General features: G+C 75.6%; 17 protein-coding genes. 13 read left to right on the plus strand and 4 right to left on the minus strand.

Going from position 1 to position 14,647, the window contains the following annotated elements; genetic code table 11:
• Positions 1 to 103 precede the first annotated feature (103 nt).
• The gene (locus tag AB0H28_RS11440) at positions 104 to 499 is read right to left on the minus strand and encodes a DUF2267 domain-containing protein (RefSeq protein ID WP_358037242.1); all 396 of its coding nucleotides are present in this window, start codon (positions 497 to 499) and stop codon (positions 104 to 106) included.
• 133 nt (positions 500 to 632) lie between these two features.
• Here AB0H28_RS11440 and AB0H28_RS11445 point away from each other — a divergent pair, with 133 nt between their 5' ends.
• The gene (locus AB0H28_RS11445) at positions 633 to 2,774 is read left to right on the plus strand and encodes a molybdopterin-dependent oxidoreductase (RefSeq protein WP_358037245.1); all 2,142 of its coding nucleotides are present in this window, start codon (positions 633 to 635) and stop codon (positions 2,772 to 2,774) included.
• Here the strand turns inward: AB0H28_RS11445 and AB0H28_RS11450 are convergent.
• A complete protein-coding gene (locus AB0H28_RS11450; protein ID WP_358037248.1) occupies positions 2,728 to 2,964 on the minus strand; it encodes a hypothetical protein in 237 nt (78 codons plus the stop codon). The two genes, AB0H28_RS11445 and AB0H28_RS11450, sit on opposite strands and share 47 nt — an antisense overlap.
• A gap of 115 nt (positions 2,965 to 3,079) precedes the next feature.
• Between AB0H28_RS11450 and AB0H28_RS11455 the strand changes: the two genes are divergently transcribed.
• Positions 3,080 to 3,682 carry a class I SAM-dependent methyltransferase gene (locus AB0H28_RS11455; protein WP_358037251.1) on the plus strand — a complete coding sequence of 201 codons (603 nt, stop codon included), beginning with the start codon at positions 3,080 to 3,082 and terminating at the stop codon, positions 3,680 to 3,682.
• A gap of 45 nt (positions 3,683 to 3,727) precedes the next feature.
• On the opposite strand, the gene eccB is transcribed toward AB0H28_RS11455, so the two are convergent.
• Positions 3,728 to 5,110, minus strand: a complete 1,383-nt coding sequence (gene eccB, locus AB0H28_RS11460) for a type VII secretion protein EccB (protein WP_358037254.1) — start codon at positions 5,108 to 5,110, stop codon at positions 3,728 to 3,730.
• A gap of 156 nt (positions 5,111 to 5,266) precedes the next feature.
• On the opposite strand from eccB, the gene AB0H28_RS11465 reads away from it, so the two are divergent.
• From AB0H28_RS11465 to AB0H28_RS11515, 11 genes are all read left to right on the plus strand, one after another.
• Entirely contained in the window at positions 5,267 to 5,536 is a 270-nt protein-coding gene (locus AB0H28_RS11465; RefSeq protein ID WP_358037257.1) for a metal-sensitive transcriptional regulator, read from the plus strand.
• A 133-nt stretch (positions 5,537 to 5,669) separates the two neighbouring features.
• Positions 5,670 to 7,070 (plus strand): MBL fold metallo-hydrolase, encoded by a 1,401-nt coding sequence (locus tag AB0H28_RS11470; RefSeq protein ID WP_358037260.1) that lies wholly within the window; start codon positions 5,670 to 5,672, stop codon positions 7,068 to 7,070.
• A 71-nt stretch (positions 7,071 to 7,141) separates the two neighbouring features.
• On the plus strand, positions 7,142 to 7,729 hold the full coding sequence (locus AB0H28_RS11475; protein WP_358037263.1) for a rhodanese-like domain-containing protein: 588 nt from the start codon (positions 7,142 to 7,144) through the stop codon (positions 7,727 to 7,729).
• Positions 7,726 to 8,622 carry a sulfite exporter TauE/SafE family protein gene (locus tag AB0H28_RS11480; RefSeq protein WP_358037266.1) on the plus strand — a complete coding sequence of 299 codons (897 nt, stop codon included), beginning with the start codon at positions 7,726 to 7,728 and terminating at the stop codon, positions 8,620 to 8,622. Before AB0H28_RS11475 ends, AB0H28_RS11480 begins: the two co-directional genes overlap by 4 nt.
• Positions 8,561 to 9,169 (plus strand): class I SAM-dependent methyltransferase, encoded by a 609-nt coding sequence (locus AB0H28_RS11485; RefSeq protein WP_358037269.1) that lies wholly within the window; start codon positions 8,561 to 8,563, stop codon positions 9,167 to 9,169. The genes AB0H28_RS11480 and AB0H28_RS11485 overlap by 62 nt, the downstream gene beginning before the upstream one ends.
• Before the next feature lie 78 nt (positions 9,170 to 9,247).
• A complete protein-coding gene (locus AB0H28_RS11490) occupies positions 9,248 to 9,958 on the plus strand; it encodes a spermidine synthase (protein ID WP_358037272.1) in 711 nt (236 codons plus the stop codon).
• A 72-nt stretch (positions 9,959 to 10,030) separates the two neighbouring features.
• Positions 10,031 to 10,210 (plus strand): hypothetical protein, encoded by a 180-nt coding sequence (locus tag AB0H28_RS11495; protein WP_358037275.1) that lies wholly within the window; start codon positions 10,031 to 10,033, stop codon positions 10,208 to 10,210.
• 89 nt (positions 10,211 to 10,299) lie between these two features.
• The gene (locus AB0H28_RS11500; RefSeq protein WP_358037278.1) at positions 10,300 to 11,979 is read left to right on the plus strand and encodes a long-chain-fatty-acid--CoA ligase; all 1,680 of its coding nucleotides are present in this window, start codon (positions 10,300 to 10,302) and stop codon (positions 11,977 to 11,979) included.
• A 59-nt stretch (positions 11,980 to 12,038) separates the two neighbouring features.
• Entirely contained in the window at positions 12,039 to 12,401 is a 363-nt protein-coding gene (locus tag AB0H28_RS11505; RefSeq protein WP_358037281.1) for a nuclear transport factor 2 family protein, read from the plus strand.
• Between the two features lie 64 nt (positions 12,402 to 12,465).
• Entirely contained in the window at positions 12,466 to 12,702 is a 237-nt protein-coding gene (locus AB0H28_RS11510; RefSeq protein ID WP_358037283.1) for a hypothetical protein, read from the plus strand.
• A 56-nt stretch (positions 12,703 to 12,758) separates the two neighbouring features.
• Positions 12,759 to 13,850, plus strand: coding sequence for a winged helix DNA-binding domain-containing protein (locus AB0H28_RS11515; protein WP_358037286.1), 1,092 nt, complete (start codon positions 12,759 to 12,761; stop codon positions 13,848 to 13,850).
• 127 nt (positions 13,851 to 13,977) lie between these two features.
• On the opposite strand, the gene AB0H28_RS11520 is transcribed toward AB0H28_RS11515, so the two are convergent.
• A complete protein-coding gene (locus AB0H28_RS11520; protein WP_358037287.1) occupies positions 13,978 to 14,631 on the minus strand; it encodes a hypothetical protein in 654 nt (217 codons plus the stop codon).
• Positions 14,632 to 14,647: the final 16 nt, after the last annotated feature.

Raw genomic sequence — 14,647 nt, forward strand, 5'->3', positions numbered from 1 at the left:
GGCTACCAGCGAGTTATTTTACGGTGAAAGCACTTCCGGGCCGTCAAATCTTCGTCTCGACGGCCACTGCGCGGCAGCTCGACCCGGGTCGCGGGGAGCCTGCTCAGACATCGTACGGCGGGCGCGGGATGGGGTCCACCATCGCGTCGAAGCCCCGCGGGAGCTGTGCCACGAGGTCCTCGAACTCGCCCACCGTGACCGTTTCGCGCAAGGTGGCGAGCACCGCCCGCGCGCCCACCTCGGCGACCGCCGGGTCCACCGCCGCCCGCTCGGCCACCCGGTAGAGGAAGTCGACAGCGGCGCCGGTCGCGGCGGGCCGCCCGGAGGCCGACAGGTAGCCGCCCACGTCGTCCGGCAACTGGGCGGCCAGATCCGCCGACTCGTCGGCGGTGACCCGCTCGGCGAGGGTCTGCAGCACCGCCCGGGAGATCGTCGCGGCGTCGTCCGCGGGCAGCTCGGCCCGGCGCGCCACCGCGTCGACGAACAGGGGAAACCGCATGCCGTCCCTCCCCTCGCCGCCGATCCCGCGACCGGCGTGCCGCCACCCGGCCCCGGCGAGTACCCGGCCCGCCCGCACCCAAACGATCTCCAAGATCCGCTCCGCCTCGGCGGGGGTGGGTAGCATCCGCGGCATGGCCCCCGTCACCCACCCCGGCGCCTGCCCGCTGGACTGCCCCGACACCTGTGTCTGGCAGCTCACCGTCGCCGACGGCCGGGCCGTCGCGCTGCGCGGCGACCGCGACCACCCGTTCACCCGGGGCGCGCTGTGCGGGAAGGTGAACCGTTACCTCGACGCGGTCAACGGCCCGGACCGGCTCACCACGCCCTGGATCCGCACCGGCCCGAAGGGCGCCGGGCGGGTGGCCTACCGGCCGGCGACCTGGGCCGAGGCCCTCGACCGGGTGGCCGCCGGGCTGCGGGCGAGCATCGACCGGGACGGGCCGGAGGCGGTGCTGCCCTACTACTTCGCCGGCACCATGGGTCTGGTCCAGGGCTGGACCATGGGGCCGCGGCTCTTCGCCCACCTGGGCGCGTCCCGGCTGGACACCACCATCTGCACGGCGGCGGCGAACGCGGCGACCCGGTCCGTCTACGGCCGGTCGGTGGGCTTCGAGCCGGAGACGATCGTCGAGGCCCGGCTGATCGTGCTCTGGGGCGCGAACCCGCTGGCCACCAACCTGCACCAGTGGCCGTTCGTGCAGCAGGCCCGCGAGCGCGGCGCGTACGTGGTGACGATCGACCCGCTGCGCACCGACACCGCGGCCCGCAGCGACGAGCACGTCGCGCCGCTGCCCGGCACCGACGCGGCGCTCGCGCTCGGGCTGATGCGCCACGTCCGCGACGCCGGTGCGGCCGACGAGCGGTGGTTGGCCGCGCACACCGTCGGCTGGGCCGAGCTGTCCGCCCGCCTCGACGAGTGGCCGGTGCGGCGGGCCGCCACCGAGTGCGGCCTGCCGGTCGAGGTGGTGCGCCGGCTCGGCGACCGGATCGCCACCACCCGGCCCACCGCGATCCGGGTCGGCCTCGGCCTGCAACGGCACGCCGGCGCCGGGCAGGCGATCCGGGCGATCTGCGCGCTGCCGCTGGTCACCGGCGACTTCCGGTATCCCGGCGGCGGGGCGCTGGTGACCACCAGCGGGCACCACCCGATCGACAACGGGCCGGTGATCCGGCCGGACGGCATGCCGGCGCCGCCGGCCCGGTCGTTGAACATGAGCCGGCTCGCCGCCGTCCTCACCGGGGAGGCCGACCCGCCGGTGACCTCGCTCGTGGTGTTCAACGCCAACCCGGCCGCGACCGCGCCGGACCAGACCCGACTGCTCGCCGGCCTGCGCCGCGCCGACCTGTTCACCGTGGTGCTGGAGCAGCGCTGGACCGACACCTGCGATCACGCCGACGTGGTGCTGCCGGCCACCATGCAACCCGAGCACCTCGATCTCCAGACCTCCTACGGGCACCACTACACGACGCTGAACCTGCCGGTCACCCGCGCGCCCGGGGAGGCGCTGCCGAACACCGAGATCTTCCGCCGGATCGCCGCCGCACTCGGCGTCGACCACCCGGCGTTGCGGGACAGCGACGAGGACCTGGCCCGGCAACTGCTGGCCGGCACGCCGGTCACGTTCGAGGAGCTGCGCGAACGCACGTTCGCCCGGCTCACCGGCGTGCCGGTCGGCTCGGCGCCGTTCGCCGACGGCGGCTTCCCCACCCCGGACGGGCGCGCGCGGCTGCACGACCCGTCGCTGGCCCGCCTCGGCGTGGACCCGCTGCCCGGCTACACGCCGCCGGCCGAGGCTGCCGACGGCGACCTGGCCCGCCGGTTCCCGCTGCTGCTGCTCGCCCCGGCCGGCCGTTACCTGATGAACTCGACGTTCGCCTCGCTGCCCTGGCACGCGCGCCGGGCCGGGCCGCCCCGGGTGCACCTGCACCCGGTCGACGCGGCGGCGCGCGGGCTGGCCGACGGCGACGCGGTGCGGGTGCGCAACGACCGGGGCGCGTTCCTCGCCGCGGTCATGGTGGACGAGGCGACCCGGCCGGGGCTGGCGTTCACCTACAAGGCGTACTGGGCCCGGCTGAGCCCCGGCCGGTCCACCGTCAACGCGGTGACCGCGGTGCGCGACGCCGACCTGGGCGGGGCGCCGACGTTCCACGACTGCCGCGTCGAGGTGGAGCCGGTGCCGGCCGAGCTGCTGGCCACCGATCCACCCGCCGAGCCGGCCGGGCCGCTCACGCCTCGGCGAGCGCGTCCAGCACCAGCGCGGCGGTCCAGCTGAACGCCGGTGAGCCGAGGCCGGCCCCGGTGTCCGGGTGGAAGTACTCGTGGCAGCCCGCGCCGTCGACCAGGGCGAGCAGGGACGGCCGGTCCGCCCGCAGCACGGCGGCCGGTTCGCCGCGCAGCCGGTCCGGGGGGGGCTCCGGACGAACGCGCCGGGGCCCGGCCGAAGAGACAACCCAGTTGCCCATGGCGTCGCTCCGAGAAAGTGCCGGGCCCCAGCCTCACCGAGGAAATGCGCATAGGTAAATAGACCTGTAAATCAACGGGTATAGGCACCGTAACCGTGCTTGTTACCGTGGGGACATGGGCAAGCCGACCCGCTGGGTGACCGACACCGAACCCGGCCACTCGCAGTGGTACGTCGACCGGTTCCGCCGCCTCGCCGCCGAGGGGGCCGACCTGGCCGGCGAGGCCCGGTTGGTGGACGCGCTCGTGCCGCCGCGCGCGCGGATCCTCGACGCCGGCTGCGGCACCGGCCGGGTGGCCGCCGCGCTGGCCGCCCGGGGGCACACCGTGGTCGGGATCGACGCCGACCCGACCCTGATCGAGGCGGCCCGCGCCGACCACCCCGGCCCCCGCTTCCTGATCGCCGACCTGGCCGAGCTGGACCTGCCCGGTCAGGGTGAGGCGGAGTCGTTCCACGCCGCGGTGGTGGCCGGCAACGTGATGACCTTCGTCGCCCCGGGCACGGAACGCGCCGTGCTGGCCCGCATCGCCGCGCACGTGCGCCCGGACGGCCCGGTGGTGGTCGGCTTCGGCACCGACCGGGGTTACCCGGTCGCCGCGCTGGACGCCGACGCGGTGGGCGCCGGACTGCGCCCCGAGCACCGTTTCGCCACCTGGGACCTGCGCCCCTGGCACGACGACGCCGGGTTCGCGGTGACGGTGCTGCGTCGGCCCGCCTGAGCCGTAGACCGCGTCGGTGGAGCGCCAGGCGGCCCGACCCGCCCGTCACGCCGGTGCGGCCACCGCCCGGGCGGCCTCCGGGTCCAGCGGGCTGCCCGCCGGCAGCAGATCGACCAGGCTCGCCGGCAGTCGCACCGGGCGCACCCCGGCGTAGCCGAGCATCCCCGGCACCCTCGCGCCGGCCAGCACGTACCGCCGGCCCAGGTCGGTGAGCACGCAGACCGCGCCGCCGGTCGCGCCCGGCGCGGCCACCGCCTCCACCAGCGCCCCGCGCCCCGGCTCCACCACGACCCGGTCGGCCAGCCCGCTGCGCCCCCCTGGGGTACGCGGAGCGGCGGTCAGGTCCGGCGCGCTCACCCCGAACCGGATCTCCCGTGCCCCCGCCTCGTCGCCGGCCCGGGCACAGAGCGCGCCGCCCTCGGGTGCGGCCAGGCGGGGCGGCACGACGGGCGGGGCGGTCGGCCCCGACGGCACCAGGTCGGGCAGCTTCGGCAGCGCGGCGAACCGGCCGAGCGTGATCGGCTCGGGCTCACCCTGGCCGGTGCGTGCGAGCAGCAGCGCGGCCTGCAACTCGGTGATGCCGGCCAGCCCACCGCGTGCGGCCACCGCGTACTGCCGGCCGCCACCGGAGTTGCGCACCAGGTAGACATCGCCCACGGTGGCGCCGTCCACCCGCTCGGCGGGGGCGCCGAGGTCGCCCACCGGCGGCGGGCCCAGGTCGGCGCCGGCCGGCACCGTGTTGAGCAGCGCCGCCGCGACCGGCACGGCGCGTTGCCGGGTGGCGGCCAGCGCGGCGAGCGCGCGGTCGGTGTCGCGCAGCAGGTAACGCCGGTCGCGCCAGAGCAGGTGCAGCCCGCCGTCCGGGTGGCGGACCAGCAGCCCCTGCTCACCGAGCGCCTGGCCGCCCGCCGCGCCGCGGCCGATCAGCAACGTGGACCGGGCCTCGGCCCGGCCGGCCTCACCGGTGACCGACGAGCAGATCGTCCAGGCGTCGCGGACCAGCCGGTTCGCCGCGGGCAGCGAGTCGGGGGCGTCGGCGATGCCGAGCGGCAGGCCACGTGGCACACCCTCGATGGCGCGGCGGCTCACCAGCACGGTCTGCGGCCGGTCCGCTCCGATGATCAGCAGGGCCGAGGCGTAGTTGAGCACCGGGTGCAGCTTCTCGTCGCGGTAGACGAAGCGGGCGCCGGACTCCTTCTCCACGATCACCGCGCGGCTGTCCCGCCAGGCGCTGCCGCCGCCGGCCCACCGCCCGTACAGGGCCGTCGCGCCGAGCGCGATCGCCGCCACCAGCAAGCTGGCCAGGCCGGCGCCGGCCAGCCGGCGGAACGGCGACCGCGCCGGGTCGGTCTCGCGCATGACCAGCGCGGCGACCGCCCGCTGCACGGCGAACTGGTACGAGTGCAGCTGGTCCTGCCGCGACGCCATCAGGTCCCCCCACCGGGATAGTCGCCGCACAGGATAAGCGCTGCGTCGATCCTCCGGCGACCCTGCGTGCCCCCACCCCCCGCCCCTCTGGTCCACCGCCTGGCCGGGTGGCGGGTCGGGTACCCCCTGGGGTATGTTCGGTGCAGGAGGTGGGACGTGAAGCTTCGACCCGAGATGACCAGCGACGCGCTGACCCGGCTCAAGCGGGCCCGGGGCCAGCTCAATGCCGTGATCGAGATGATGGAGAACGGCGAGGACTGCCGCGCGGCGCTGACCCAGCTCGCCGCGGTGTCCAAGGCCATCGACCGGGCCGGGTTCAAGATCATCGCCTCCGGCATGCGGCACTGCGGCACCGCCCGGCAGGCGGGCGAGGAGCCGGAGATGACCGAGGAGGAGCTGGAGAAGCTCTTCCTCGCCCTGGCCTAGCCAGCACGCAACGCCCGATCCGGGTCGCGTGATCGCGGCCCGGATGGGTACTCCCGTGCCCGGGAAACCCGGGCCGCAGTCTGTCCGTCACATACCCCCGGGGGTATGTGACGCAAAGAGAGGAGAACGGCACGTGACCGTCGAGGTGTCCGTCATCGCCACGTCCTCGCTCGGCGACCGCAGCTACCTGGCCTCCGACGGCCGGGTGGCGATCGTGGTCGACCCGCAGCGCGACATCGACCGCGTCCTGCACCTGGCCGGAGCCCAGGGAGCACGCATCACCCACGTGGTGGAGACCCACATCCACAACGACTACGTCTCCGGCGGCCGGGATCTGGCCCGGATCACCGGCGCGCACTACCTGGTGGCCGCCGCCGACGAGGTCGGCTTCGAGCGGGTGCCGGTGGCCGACGGCGACGTGGTGCCGGTGTCGGACGAGCTGCGGCTGCGGGTCGTCGGCACGCCCGGCCACACGTTCCACCACCTGTCGTACGTGCTGGACGAGGCGAGCGACGGCGGCTGGACGCCGGTGGGCGTGTTCACCGGCGGTTCCCTGCTGTTCGGCACCACCGGGCGCACCGACCTGCTGGGCCAGCAGCACGCCCACGAACTGGCCCACCACCAGCACGCCTCCGCCCGCAAGCTGACCGACCTGCTGCCCGACGGCGCACAGGTGTGGCCGACACACGGCTTCGGCAGCTTCTGCTCGGCCAGCCAGGCCGACGCGCCCGAGTCGACCATCGGCCGGGAGAAGGAGGCCAACCCGGTGCTGCGGCTGGCCGCCGATCGGTTCGTCACCGAGACGCTCGCCGGCCTGGACGCCTACCCGGCCTACTACGCCCACATGGGCGTGGCCAACGCCGCCGGTCCCGCCCCGGTCGACCTCACCCCGGTAGCCCGCGCCGACGCCGGTGAGCTGCGCCGCCGGATCGCCGGCGGCGAGTGGGTGGTCGACCTGCGGCAGCGCAAGGCGTACGCGGCCTCGCACCTGGCCGGCACCGTCAGCCTCGGCCTGGACGGGCCGATGTCGACCTGGCTCGGCTGGCTGATCGACTGGGGCGTGCCGATCACGCTCCTGGCCGAGACCCCGGACCAGGTCGCCGACGCCCGGCGCGAACTGGTCCGGATCGGCATCGACCGGCCGGCCGCCCAGGCCACCGGCGCGCCCGAGCAGTGGGCCACCGAGCGGTCGGAGGTGCGCGGGCTGGCCGTGGCCGACTTCGCGGCCCTGGCCGCCGCGCAGGCCGGCGACGTGCCCGCCGGGCTGCCCGCCCCGCAGGTCGTCCTCGACGTGCGGATGACCAACGAGTGGCGGGCGGGCCACATCGACGGCGCGGTGCACGTCCCGCTGCCCGACCTGCCCGCCCGGCTCGCCGACGTGCCCGCCGGGACGGTCTGGGTGCACTGCGGCTCCGGCTACCGGGCCACCGCCGCCGCGTCCCTGCTGGCCAACGCCGGCCGCGACGTGGTGCTGATCGACGACCTGTTCGCCCGGGCCGAGGCCGCCGGCGTCCGGATGGCGCCGACCGCCTGATCTCCGTTCCACGCCCGGCCGGCGCGCCCATCGCGCCGGCCGGCGACGCCCCCTGCCCAGAAGGAGAAAGCATGACCACCACGAGTCCCTCGACCGTCGACGCGGCCACCCTGCGGGAGCTGATCGCCGCCGGTCGCGCCCCCCGGATGCTGGACGTCCGCACCCCCGGCGAGTTCGAGGCCGCGCACGTCGCCGGCGCCTACAACGTGCCGCTGGACCTGCTCAAGGAGCACCGCGAGGAGCTGCGCAACCACCTCGACGAGGACGTGGTGCTGATCTGCCGCTCCGGCGCCCGGGCCACCCAGGCCGAGCAGGCGCTCGCCACCGTCGGCCTGCCCAACCTCAAGGTCCTCGACGGCGGCATGCTCGCGTGGCAGGCCACGGACGCCCCGGTCAACCGGGGCCGGCCGCGCTGGGACCTGGAGCGCCAGGTCCGCCTCGTCGCCGGCTCGATCGTGCTGGCCGCCGTGGTCGGCTCGGTGTGGGCGCCGGGCCTCAAGTGGGTGGCCGGCTTCATCGGCGCCGGCCTCACCTTCGCGGCGGTCTCGGGCACCTGCGCCATGGGCATGCTGCTCAGCAAGCTGCCCTACAACCAGGGCGCGAGCTGCGACCTGGACACGGTCGTCGGTCAGCTGCGCGACGCCGGGCGTCGGTCGTGACCGCGCTGGCGCTGACCGTGGCCGGCGCGGTGCTCATCGGCGTGAGCCTCGGCCTGCTCGGCGGCGGCGGGTCCATCCTCGCCGTGCCGCTGCTGGTCTACGTCGCCGACCTGCCCGCCAAGGAGGCCATCGCCACCTCGCTGCTGGTCGTCGGCGCGACGAGCGCCGTCGGCGTGCTGCCGCACGCCCGCGCCCACCGGGTGCGCTGGCGCACCGGCCTGGTCTTCGGCCTGGCCGGGATGACCGGGGCGTACGCCGGCGGCCGGCTGGCCGAGTTCGTCCCGGCGGGCGTCCTGCTCACCGCGTTCGCGCTGATGATGCTCGCCACCGCGGCCGCGATGATCCGCGGCCGGCGCCCGGTCGAGGGGCGTCCGACTCCGCACGAGCTGCCGGCGCGCCGGGTGATCCTCGACGGTGTGGTGGTCGGCCTGGTCACCGGCCTGGTCGGCGCGGGCGGCGGCTTCCTGGTGGTGCCCGCCCTGGCCCTGCTCGGCGGGCTGCCGATGCCGGTCGCGGTCGGCACGTCGCTCGTCGTGATCGCGATGAAGTCGTTCGCCGGCCTGGCCGGCTACCTGTCCAGCGTGCAGATCGACTGGAGGCTCGCCGGCGCGGTCACCGCCGCCGCGATCCTGGGCAGCCTGCTCGGCGGCCGACTGGCCGGCCGCATCCCGGAGGACGTCCTGCGTCGGGCGTTCGGCTGGTTCGTGGTGGTGATGGGCGTGTTCGTCCTGGCCCGGCAGTTGCCGCCGGTCGCGGGGCTCGCGCTGGCCGTTCTCGCCACAGCCGGTACGGTCACGGTGGCGGTGTGGGGCCGTCGAAGGAGGGTGCACAGTGGACAGCAACGCCTGGGACGACCGGTACGCGACCGCATCCGGCCTGGTGTGGAGCGCTGAACCGAACCGGTTCGTGGTCGAGTCGGTCGCCGGCCTGAATCCCGGCTCGGCGTTGGACCTCGCCGCCGGCGAGGGGCGCAACGCGCTCTGGCTGGCCGGTCAGGGTTGGCGGGTCGCCGCGGTGGACTTCTCGGCCGTGGCCGTCGAGCGGGGGCGGGAACTGGCCGCCGCGCGGGGCGTCCCGGTCGACTGGCGGGTCGCCGACGTGACCGCGTACCGGCCGGTGCCGGGCAGCTACGACCTGGTGCTGATCAGCTACCTGCACCTGCCGGCCGCCGACTTCGCCGGGGTGCTCGCCGCAGCCCGCTCGGCGCTACGCCCCGGCGGCACGCTCGTGGTGGTCGGCCACGATGTGACGAACCTCGCCGACGGCACCGGCGGCCCGCAGGACGCGAACGTGTTGCTGACCCCGGAGGCGGTGGTCGACGGGCTGGCCGGGCTGCGCATCCGGCGTGCCGAGACAGCCCGCCGCCCGGTGCCGACCGCCGACGGCGGCACGGTCGACGCGCGGGACACCGTGGTGGTGGCCACCCGCCCCGCCGACTGACGGTGGGGTGGGCGTTCGCCGAGCCGGACCCGGAGCCGGCCGGTAACATCCGGTGACGGATCGGCGGAGAGGACCGCGGTGGGCGTGCGTTTCGAGGAGTTGGCCTGGCGGGAGACCCCGATCGGGGAGATCAGCCTGCGCCGGCGGCGGGATCCGGCGCTGGACGCCGACGTCTACGAGGTGAAGCTGGACGACGAATACCTCATGTCGAGCGCCTTCCCGGTCGCGGAGATCGAGCTGGCCCGGCTCGGCCTGGCCCCGCTCACCGGGGAGAAGCTGGACGTGGTGGTGGGCGGGCTCGGGCTGGGCTACACCGCCCGCACCGCGCTGGAGGACGCCCGGGTGCGGTCGCTGCTGGTGCTCGAGGCGATCGAGGACGTGATCGACTGGCACCGCCGGGACCTGCTGCCGTTCGCCGCCGGCCTGGCCGCGGACCCGCGTACCCGGTTCGTCCGGGCGGACTTCTTCGCCGCGGTCGCCGACGGCGGTCTCGACCCGGACGAGCCGGGGCGGCGGTTCGACGCGGTGCTGCTCGACGTGGACCACTCCCCCCGCCACGTGCTGCACCCGAGCCACGCCCCGTTCTACTCGGTCGACGGGCTGCGCCGGCTGGCCGCGCTGCTGCACCCGGACGGGGTGTTCGCGCTCTGGTCGAACGACCCGCCGGACTCCGCCTTCCAGCGCACGCTGACCGAGGTGTTCCCGACCTCGGTGGCGCACGTCGTCCGGTTCCCCAACCCGTTGCAGGGCCGCCCGGCGGCGAACACCGTCTACGTGGCCCGGCGCTGACCGTCCGCCGCCGGCATGGTCGCCGGCGGAGCGGGAAAGCGCGCGGTCACCGGAGGAGACGGGAGGCACGACATGCGGGCGTTGCTCTGGGTGGTCGGCGTGGTCGCCGGCGTGCTCATCCTGCTCGGGCTGCTGCTGGAGGCGGTCCGCTGGCTGATCATCATCGGGGTGATCGCGCTGGCCGCGGTCGTCGTCGTCGCGATCCTGAAGACCCGGCGGGTGGCGCACCGCCACTCCGCGACGCACCGCTGATGTGACGAACCCGGCAACCTACGCCAACGTAGGTTACCGGCCGGTCACGTTAGGCTGGGCCGTCATCCGCGCAGCGAGGAGAGACGGCGATGGACACGACCGACCCGCGGCCCTGGACCCGCAGCTACGCACCCGGGGTGCCGGCCGAGATCGCCGAACCGGACGGGTCGCTCGTCGACCTGCTCACCGACGCGGCGGCCCGGTTCGGGCCCCGGGTGGCGCTCGACTTCTACGGCGCCACCACCACCTTCGCCGAGCTGGCCGAGCAGGTGGCCCGCGCCGCCGAGGCGCTGCGCCGACTCGGCGTCTCGCCCGGCGACCGGGTGGCGCTGGTGCTGCCGAACTGTCCGCAGCACGTGGTCGCCTTCTACGCGGTGCTGCGCCTCGGCGCGGTGGTGGTCGAGCACAACCCGCTCTACACCGCCGACGAGCTTGACCGGCAACTCACCGACCACGGCGCCGAGGTGGCCGTCGTGTGGGACCGGATCGCGCCGCTGGTGGCGGGGCGCGGCGCCGTGCGTACCGTGGTCGCGGTCGACCTGACCGCGGCGCTGCCCCGGCTCAAGCGGTGGGCGCTGCGGCTGCCGCTGCCGAAGGTCCGCGCCGCCCGCGCGGCCATGACCGGCCCCGCGCCCGGTGCGCCGGCGTGGTCGGACCTGCTCGCCGCCGCCGGCGAACTGCCGGCCGCGCACCCGGGCCCGGGCGTCGACGACGTCGCGTTGTTCCAATACACCGGCGGCACCACCGGCGTGCCCAAGGGCGCCGTGCTGACCCACCGCAACCTGCGGGCCAACGCCGCGCAGGGCCGGGCCTGGGTGCCCGGCCTGCGTGACGGCGCGGAAACCGTGTACGCGGTGCTGCCGCTGTTCCACGCCTACGGGCTGACGCTCTGCCTCACGTTCGCCGTGGGCATCGGGGCGACGCTCGTGCTGTTCCCGCGCTTCGACGTCGACCAGGTGCTCGACGCGACCCGGCGACGCCCGCCGACGTTCCTGCCGGCGGTGCCGCCGGTCTACGCGCGGCTGGCCACCGCCGCCCGCGAGCGCGGCGCCGACCTCACCTCGATCCGGTACGCCATCTCCGGCGCGATGGCGCTGCCGCCGACCACTGTGGACCTCTGGGAGCAGGTGACCGGCGGGCTGCTGGTCGAGGGCTACGGCATGACCGAGACGTCCCCGATCACGTTGGGCAACCCGGTCGCGCCGACCCGCCGCCCCGGCACGGTCGGAGTGCCGTTCCCCTCCACCGAGATCCGCATCGTCGACCCGGAGGACCCGACCCGCGACCGGCCCGCCGGTGCGGCCGGTGAGCTGCTGGTCCGCGGCCCGCAGGTGTTCTCCGGCTACTGGAACCGGCCGGACGAGACGGCGCGGGTGCTGCTGCCCGGCGGGTGGCTGCGCACCGGCGACATCGTCACCATGGACGCCGACGGGTTCGTGACCGTGGTCGACCGGATCAAGGAACTGATCATCACCGGCGGCTTCAACGTCTACCCGTCCGAGGTGGAGGAGGCGTTACGCCGCATTCCCGGCGTGGTCGAGGCCGCCGCCGTGGGGGTGCCCACCGCGGACGGCGAGGAGGTGGTCGCGGCCGTGGTGCTCGACGTCGCGGCGGCCGGCCCCCCGGAGGCGATCCGCACCGCCTGCCGCGCCCACCTGGCCGGCTACAAGGTGCCCCGCCGGGTGGTGGTGGTCGAGGACCTGCCCCGCTCGCAGATCGGCAAGATCCTCCGCCGCGAGGTCCGCGACCGGCTGCTCGCCGACGGCTGACGTTCTGCCGAGCGCGAAGTCGCCGGCGGACACCCCGGCGTGCGGGCCACACTCGACGCATGACGGCACCCGACCCGGCACGCGCCCGACTCGCCGGCCTCTACGAGGCGTTCAACGCGCGCGACGTGCCGACCCTGCTGGCGGCGATGACCCCGGACGTCACCTGGCCCAACGGTTGGCAGGGCGGCGTCCTGCACGGCCGCGCCGAGGTGGGCGACTACTGGCGCCGGCAGTGGGCCGAGCTGGAGCCGACGGTGACGCCGACCGGGTTCGCCGCCGAACCCGACGGCCGCGTCGCGGTCACCGTCCACCAGGTCGTCCGGGACTCAGCCGGCGCCGAACTCACGAACCAGACCGTCACACACGTCTACCGGCTCGTCGGCGGGCTGGTGGCCGAGATGGAGATCCGCCCGCACCCCTGAGTCGGTCGCTCTCCCGGCGCGCGCTGACGTTTGCCGCCGCGCCGGCACGGGTAGACGGGCGTCCATGATGGAGTCACGGGGTAAGGCGGTCGGGCGTTATCTGCTGCGAATCGTCGGCGTGGTGGCGGTGATCTGCGGGCTGCTGATGGCGGTCGGCAGCCTCGCCGACGGCAACCTCGTCGGGATCGTCCTCGGCGCCGTGCTGATCGGCGGCGGCGTCTTCGCGCTCAAGCGTTCGGGCGGCCCCCGCCGGGCGGAGGGCTCGACCTCCCCGCCGGTCGCGGGGCAGCGGGCACACTGACCCGACACCGGCCGCGTCTCGCGGCCGGTGTCGGTGCCTGCGCCTAGGCTGTGGCGATGGTCGACCGACGGCAGGTGCTGAGCTTCCGCGTCCGCGCCCAGCAGCTCGACCGCGCCGAGGGCACGCCTGCCGACACGGCCGTGCTCGACCTCGGCGCGCAGGACACCGGCCCCGACGGCGGCCGGTGGGCGTTGGCCGTGCGCGGCGTCGACGCGTCGGCGTGCTCCGGCGACGACCTGGTCCTGCTCTGGACCGTGCGCGGCGCCCCCCACCTCTACCGTCGCGCCGACGTCGGGCGGGTGGCGGCCGCGGTCGAGCCGTTCTCGGACGCCGACGCCGGCAAACGCATCTACGACGCGGCCAAGCCGTTGAAGGCCGCCGGGATCGGCATCCTCGCCGCGCTCGACGAGGTGGCCGACCGGATGCGGGCGATCGTCACCGGGCCGACGGTCAAGGGAGACGTCTCGGGCCGCCTCGCCGAGACGCTGCCCGAGCCCTACCTGCGGTTCTGCCGCCCGTGCGGTGCCACCCACCTCTACGAGATGCCATTCCGCCTGGCCGCCGTCCGGGCCGGCCTGGAGCTGACGCCCGGCACCTCACCGCCGGTGCTGCGCCGCATCCCGGCGTTCCGCCGCGCGGCGGCCCCCGGTGACCGGTTCGACGTCGTCCGCGCCTACCTGCGACTGCTCGGCCCGGCCACGCCGAAACAGGTGGCCGGCTACCTCGACGCCCCGGTCAAGGACGTGCAGGCACGCTGGCCGCAGGACGTGGTGCAGGTGACCGTCGATGGCGAGACCCGCTCGCTGCTGGCCGACGACGAGGCGGCGCTGGCGTCGGCCGAGAGCACCGCGACCCGGCTGCTCGGCCCGTTCGACCTCTTCCTCCAGGCGAAGGACCGGGCGACGCTGGCGCCCGAACCGATCCGCGCCAAGGAGTTGTGGCCGGTGCTGGGCCGGCCGGGCGCGGTGCTGGCCGACGGCGACCTGATCGGCACCTGGCGGCCCCGCAAGGCCGGCGCGAAGCTGACCGTCGCCGTGCAGCCGTGGCAGAAGCTCACCGCCGCCCACCGCCGGGCCGTCACCGAGCAGGCCGAACGCCTCGCCGCGCACCGCTCGGCCACCCTCGCCGGTGTCGAGTTCACCGACTGACGGGGCCGGGCGACGAGTGACGAGCCGCCGGTACGGGTGGCGCTGCGGGTCGCCGATGTCGAGGCGGCAGCGCTCCCGTCCGGGTGACCACTCGCGGAGCCAGGAACGGGCCGACCGGGACCAAGCCTCAGTCGAGGCATTCGACGGTCGCGGGCACCAGGCCGTGGCGTCGCACGACGTCGATGAGCCGGCGTAGCAGCGGGCGCACCACGGTCCGGTCGAGCGGCTCGGCCGTCACGTCGAGGCACCACGCCACCCCGCCACCGACGCGACGCAGATCCCAGCGGAGCGTGACGTCGTCGACGCGCAGCCGTCCCGTCCCGACGACGCCGGCGGCGGTGCTCCCGTCGAGGCGCAGGGCCCGGCGCAGGGCGGCCAGCGGCGCGGCGTCGAGCCCGCCGGCGAACAGCACCCGGTGCACGGCCGGACCGACGCCGAGCCGCAACGGCGCCACGGCCGCCAACGGCACGTCGTCCCGGAAGTGGCCGCGCAGCGTCTCCTCGTCGGGCAGCACCCGACCGCCCGACCGGCGGTAGGTCTCCTCCGCGTCGGCGCGGGTGACCGCGCGGACCCGGGCCCGCACGTTCGGGTCCGCGCGCACCGCTCGGGCGAAGGCCGCCGAACTCCACCAGCCGCCGTCCGCCGGCGTCCACCCGGCGGTACGCAGCCGCGTCGCCGACAGGTCTTCGGCCAGGTCGAACTCCTCGACCAGCAGCCCGACCGGCGTGGCCGGGTCGAGCAGGTAGTAGTCGAGCGTGGACGGCACCGGAGCCTCGGTCACCCGGGCACGGTAGCGC

This window comes from Micromonospora sp. NPDC050980, from assembly GCF_040653835.1.
In the GTDB taxonomy this organism is placed as follows: domain Bacteria; phylum Actinomycetota; class Actinomycetes; order Mycobacteriales; family Micromonosporaceae; genus Micromonospora.

Coding starts and splice junctions, on each gene's coding strand:
- AB0H28_RS11440 (WP_358037242.1), bottom strand. CDS start 499: ATGCGGTTTCCCCTGTTCGTCGACGCGGTGGCGCGCCGGGCCGAGCTG.
- AB0H28_RS11445 (WP_358037245.1), top strand. CDS start 633: ATGGCCCCCGTCACCCACCCCGGCGCCTGCCCGCTGGACTGCCCCGAC.
- AB0H28_RS11450 (WP_358037248.1), bottom strand. CDS start 2,964: ATGGGCAACTGGGTTGTCTCTTCGGCCGGGCCCCGGCGCGTTCGTCCG.
- AB0H28_RS11455 (WP_358037251.1), top strand. CDS start 3,080: ATGGGCAAGCCGACCCGCTGGGTGACCGACACCGAACCCGGCCACTCG.
- eccB (WP_358037254.1), bottom strand. CDS start 5,110: ATGGCGTCGCGGCAGGACCAGCTGCACTCGTACCAGTTCGCCGTGCAG.
- AB0H28_RS11475 (WP_358037263.1), top strand. CDS start 7,142: ATGACCACCACGAGTCCCTCGACCGTCGACGCGGCCACCCTGCGGGAG.
- AB0H28_RS11495 (WP_358037275.1), top strand. CDS start 10,031: ATGCGGGCGTTGCTCTGGGTGGTCGGCGTGGTCGCCGGCGTGCTCATC.
- AB0H28_RS11500 (WP_358037278.1), top strand. CDS start 10,300: ATGGACACGACCGACCCGCGGCCCTGGACCCGCAGCTACGCACCCGGG.
- AB0H28_RS11505 (WP_358037281.1), top strand. CDS start 12,039: ATGACGGCACCCGACCCGGCACGCGCCCGACTCGCCGGCCTCTACGAG.
- AB0H28_RS11510 (WP_358037283.1), top strand. CDS start 12,466: ATGATGGAGTCACGGGGTAAGGCGGTCGGGCGTTATCTGCTGCGAATC.
- AB0H28_RS11515 (WP_358037286.1), top strand. CDS start 12,759: ATGGTCGACCGACGGCAGGTGCTGAGCTTCCGCGTCCGCGCCCAGCAG.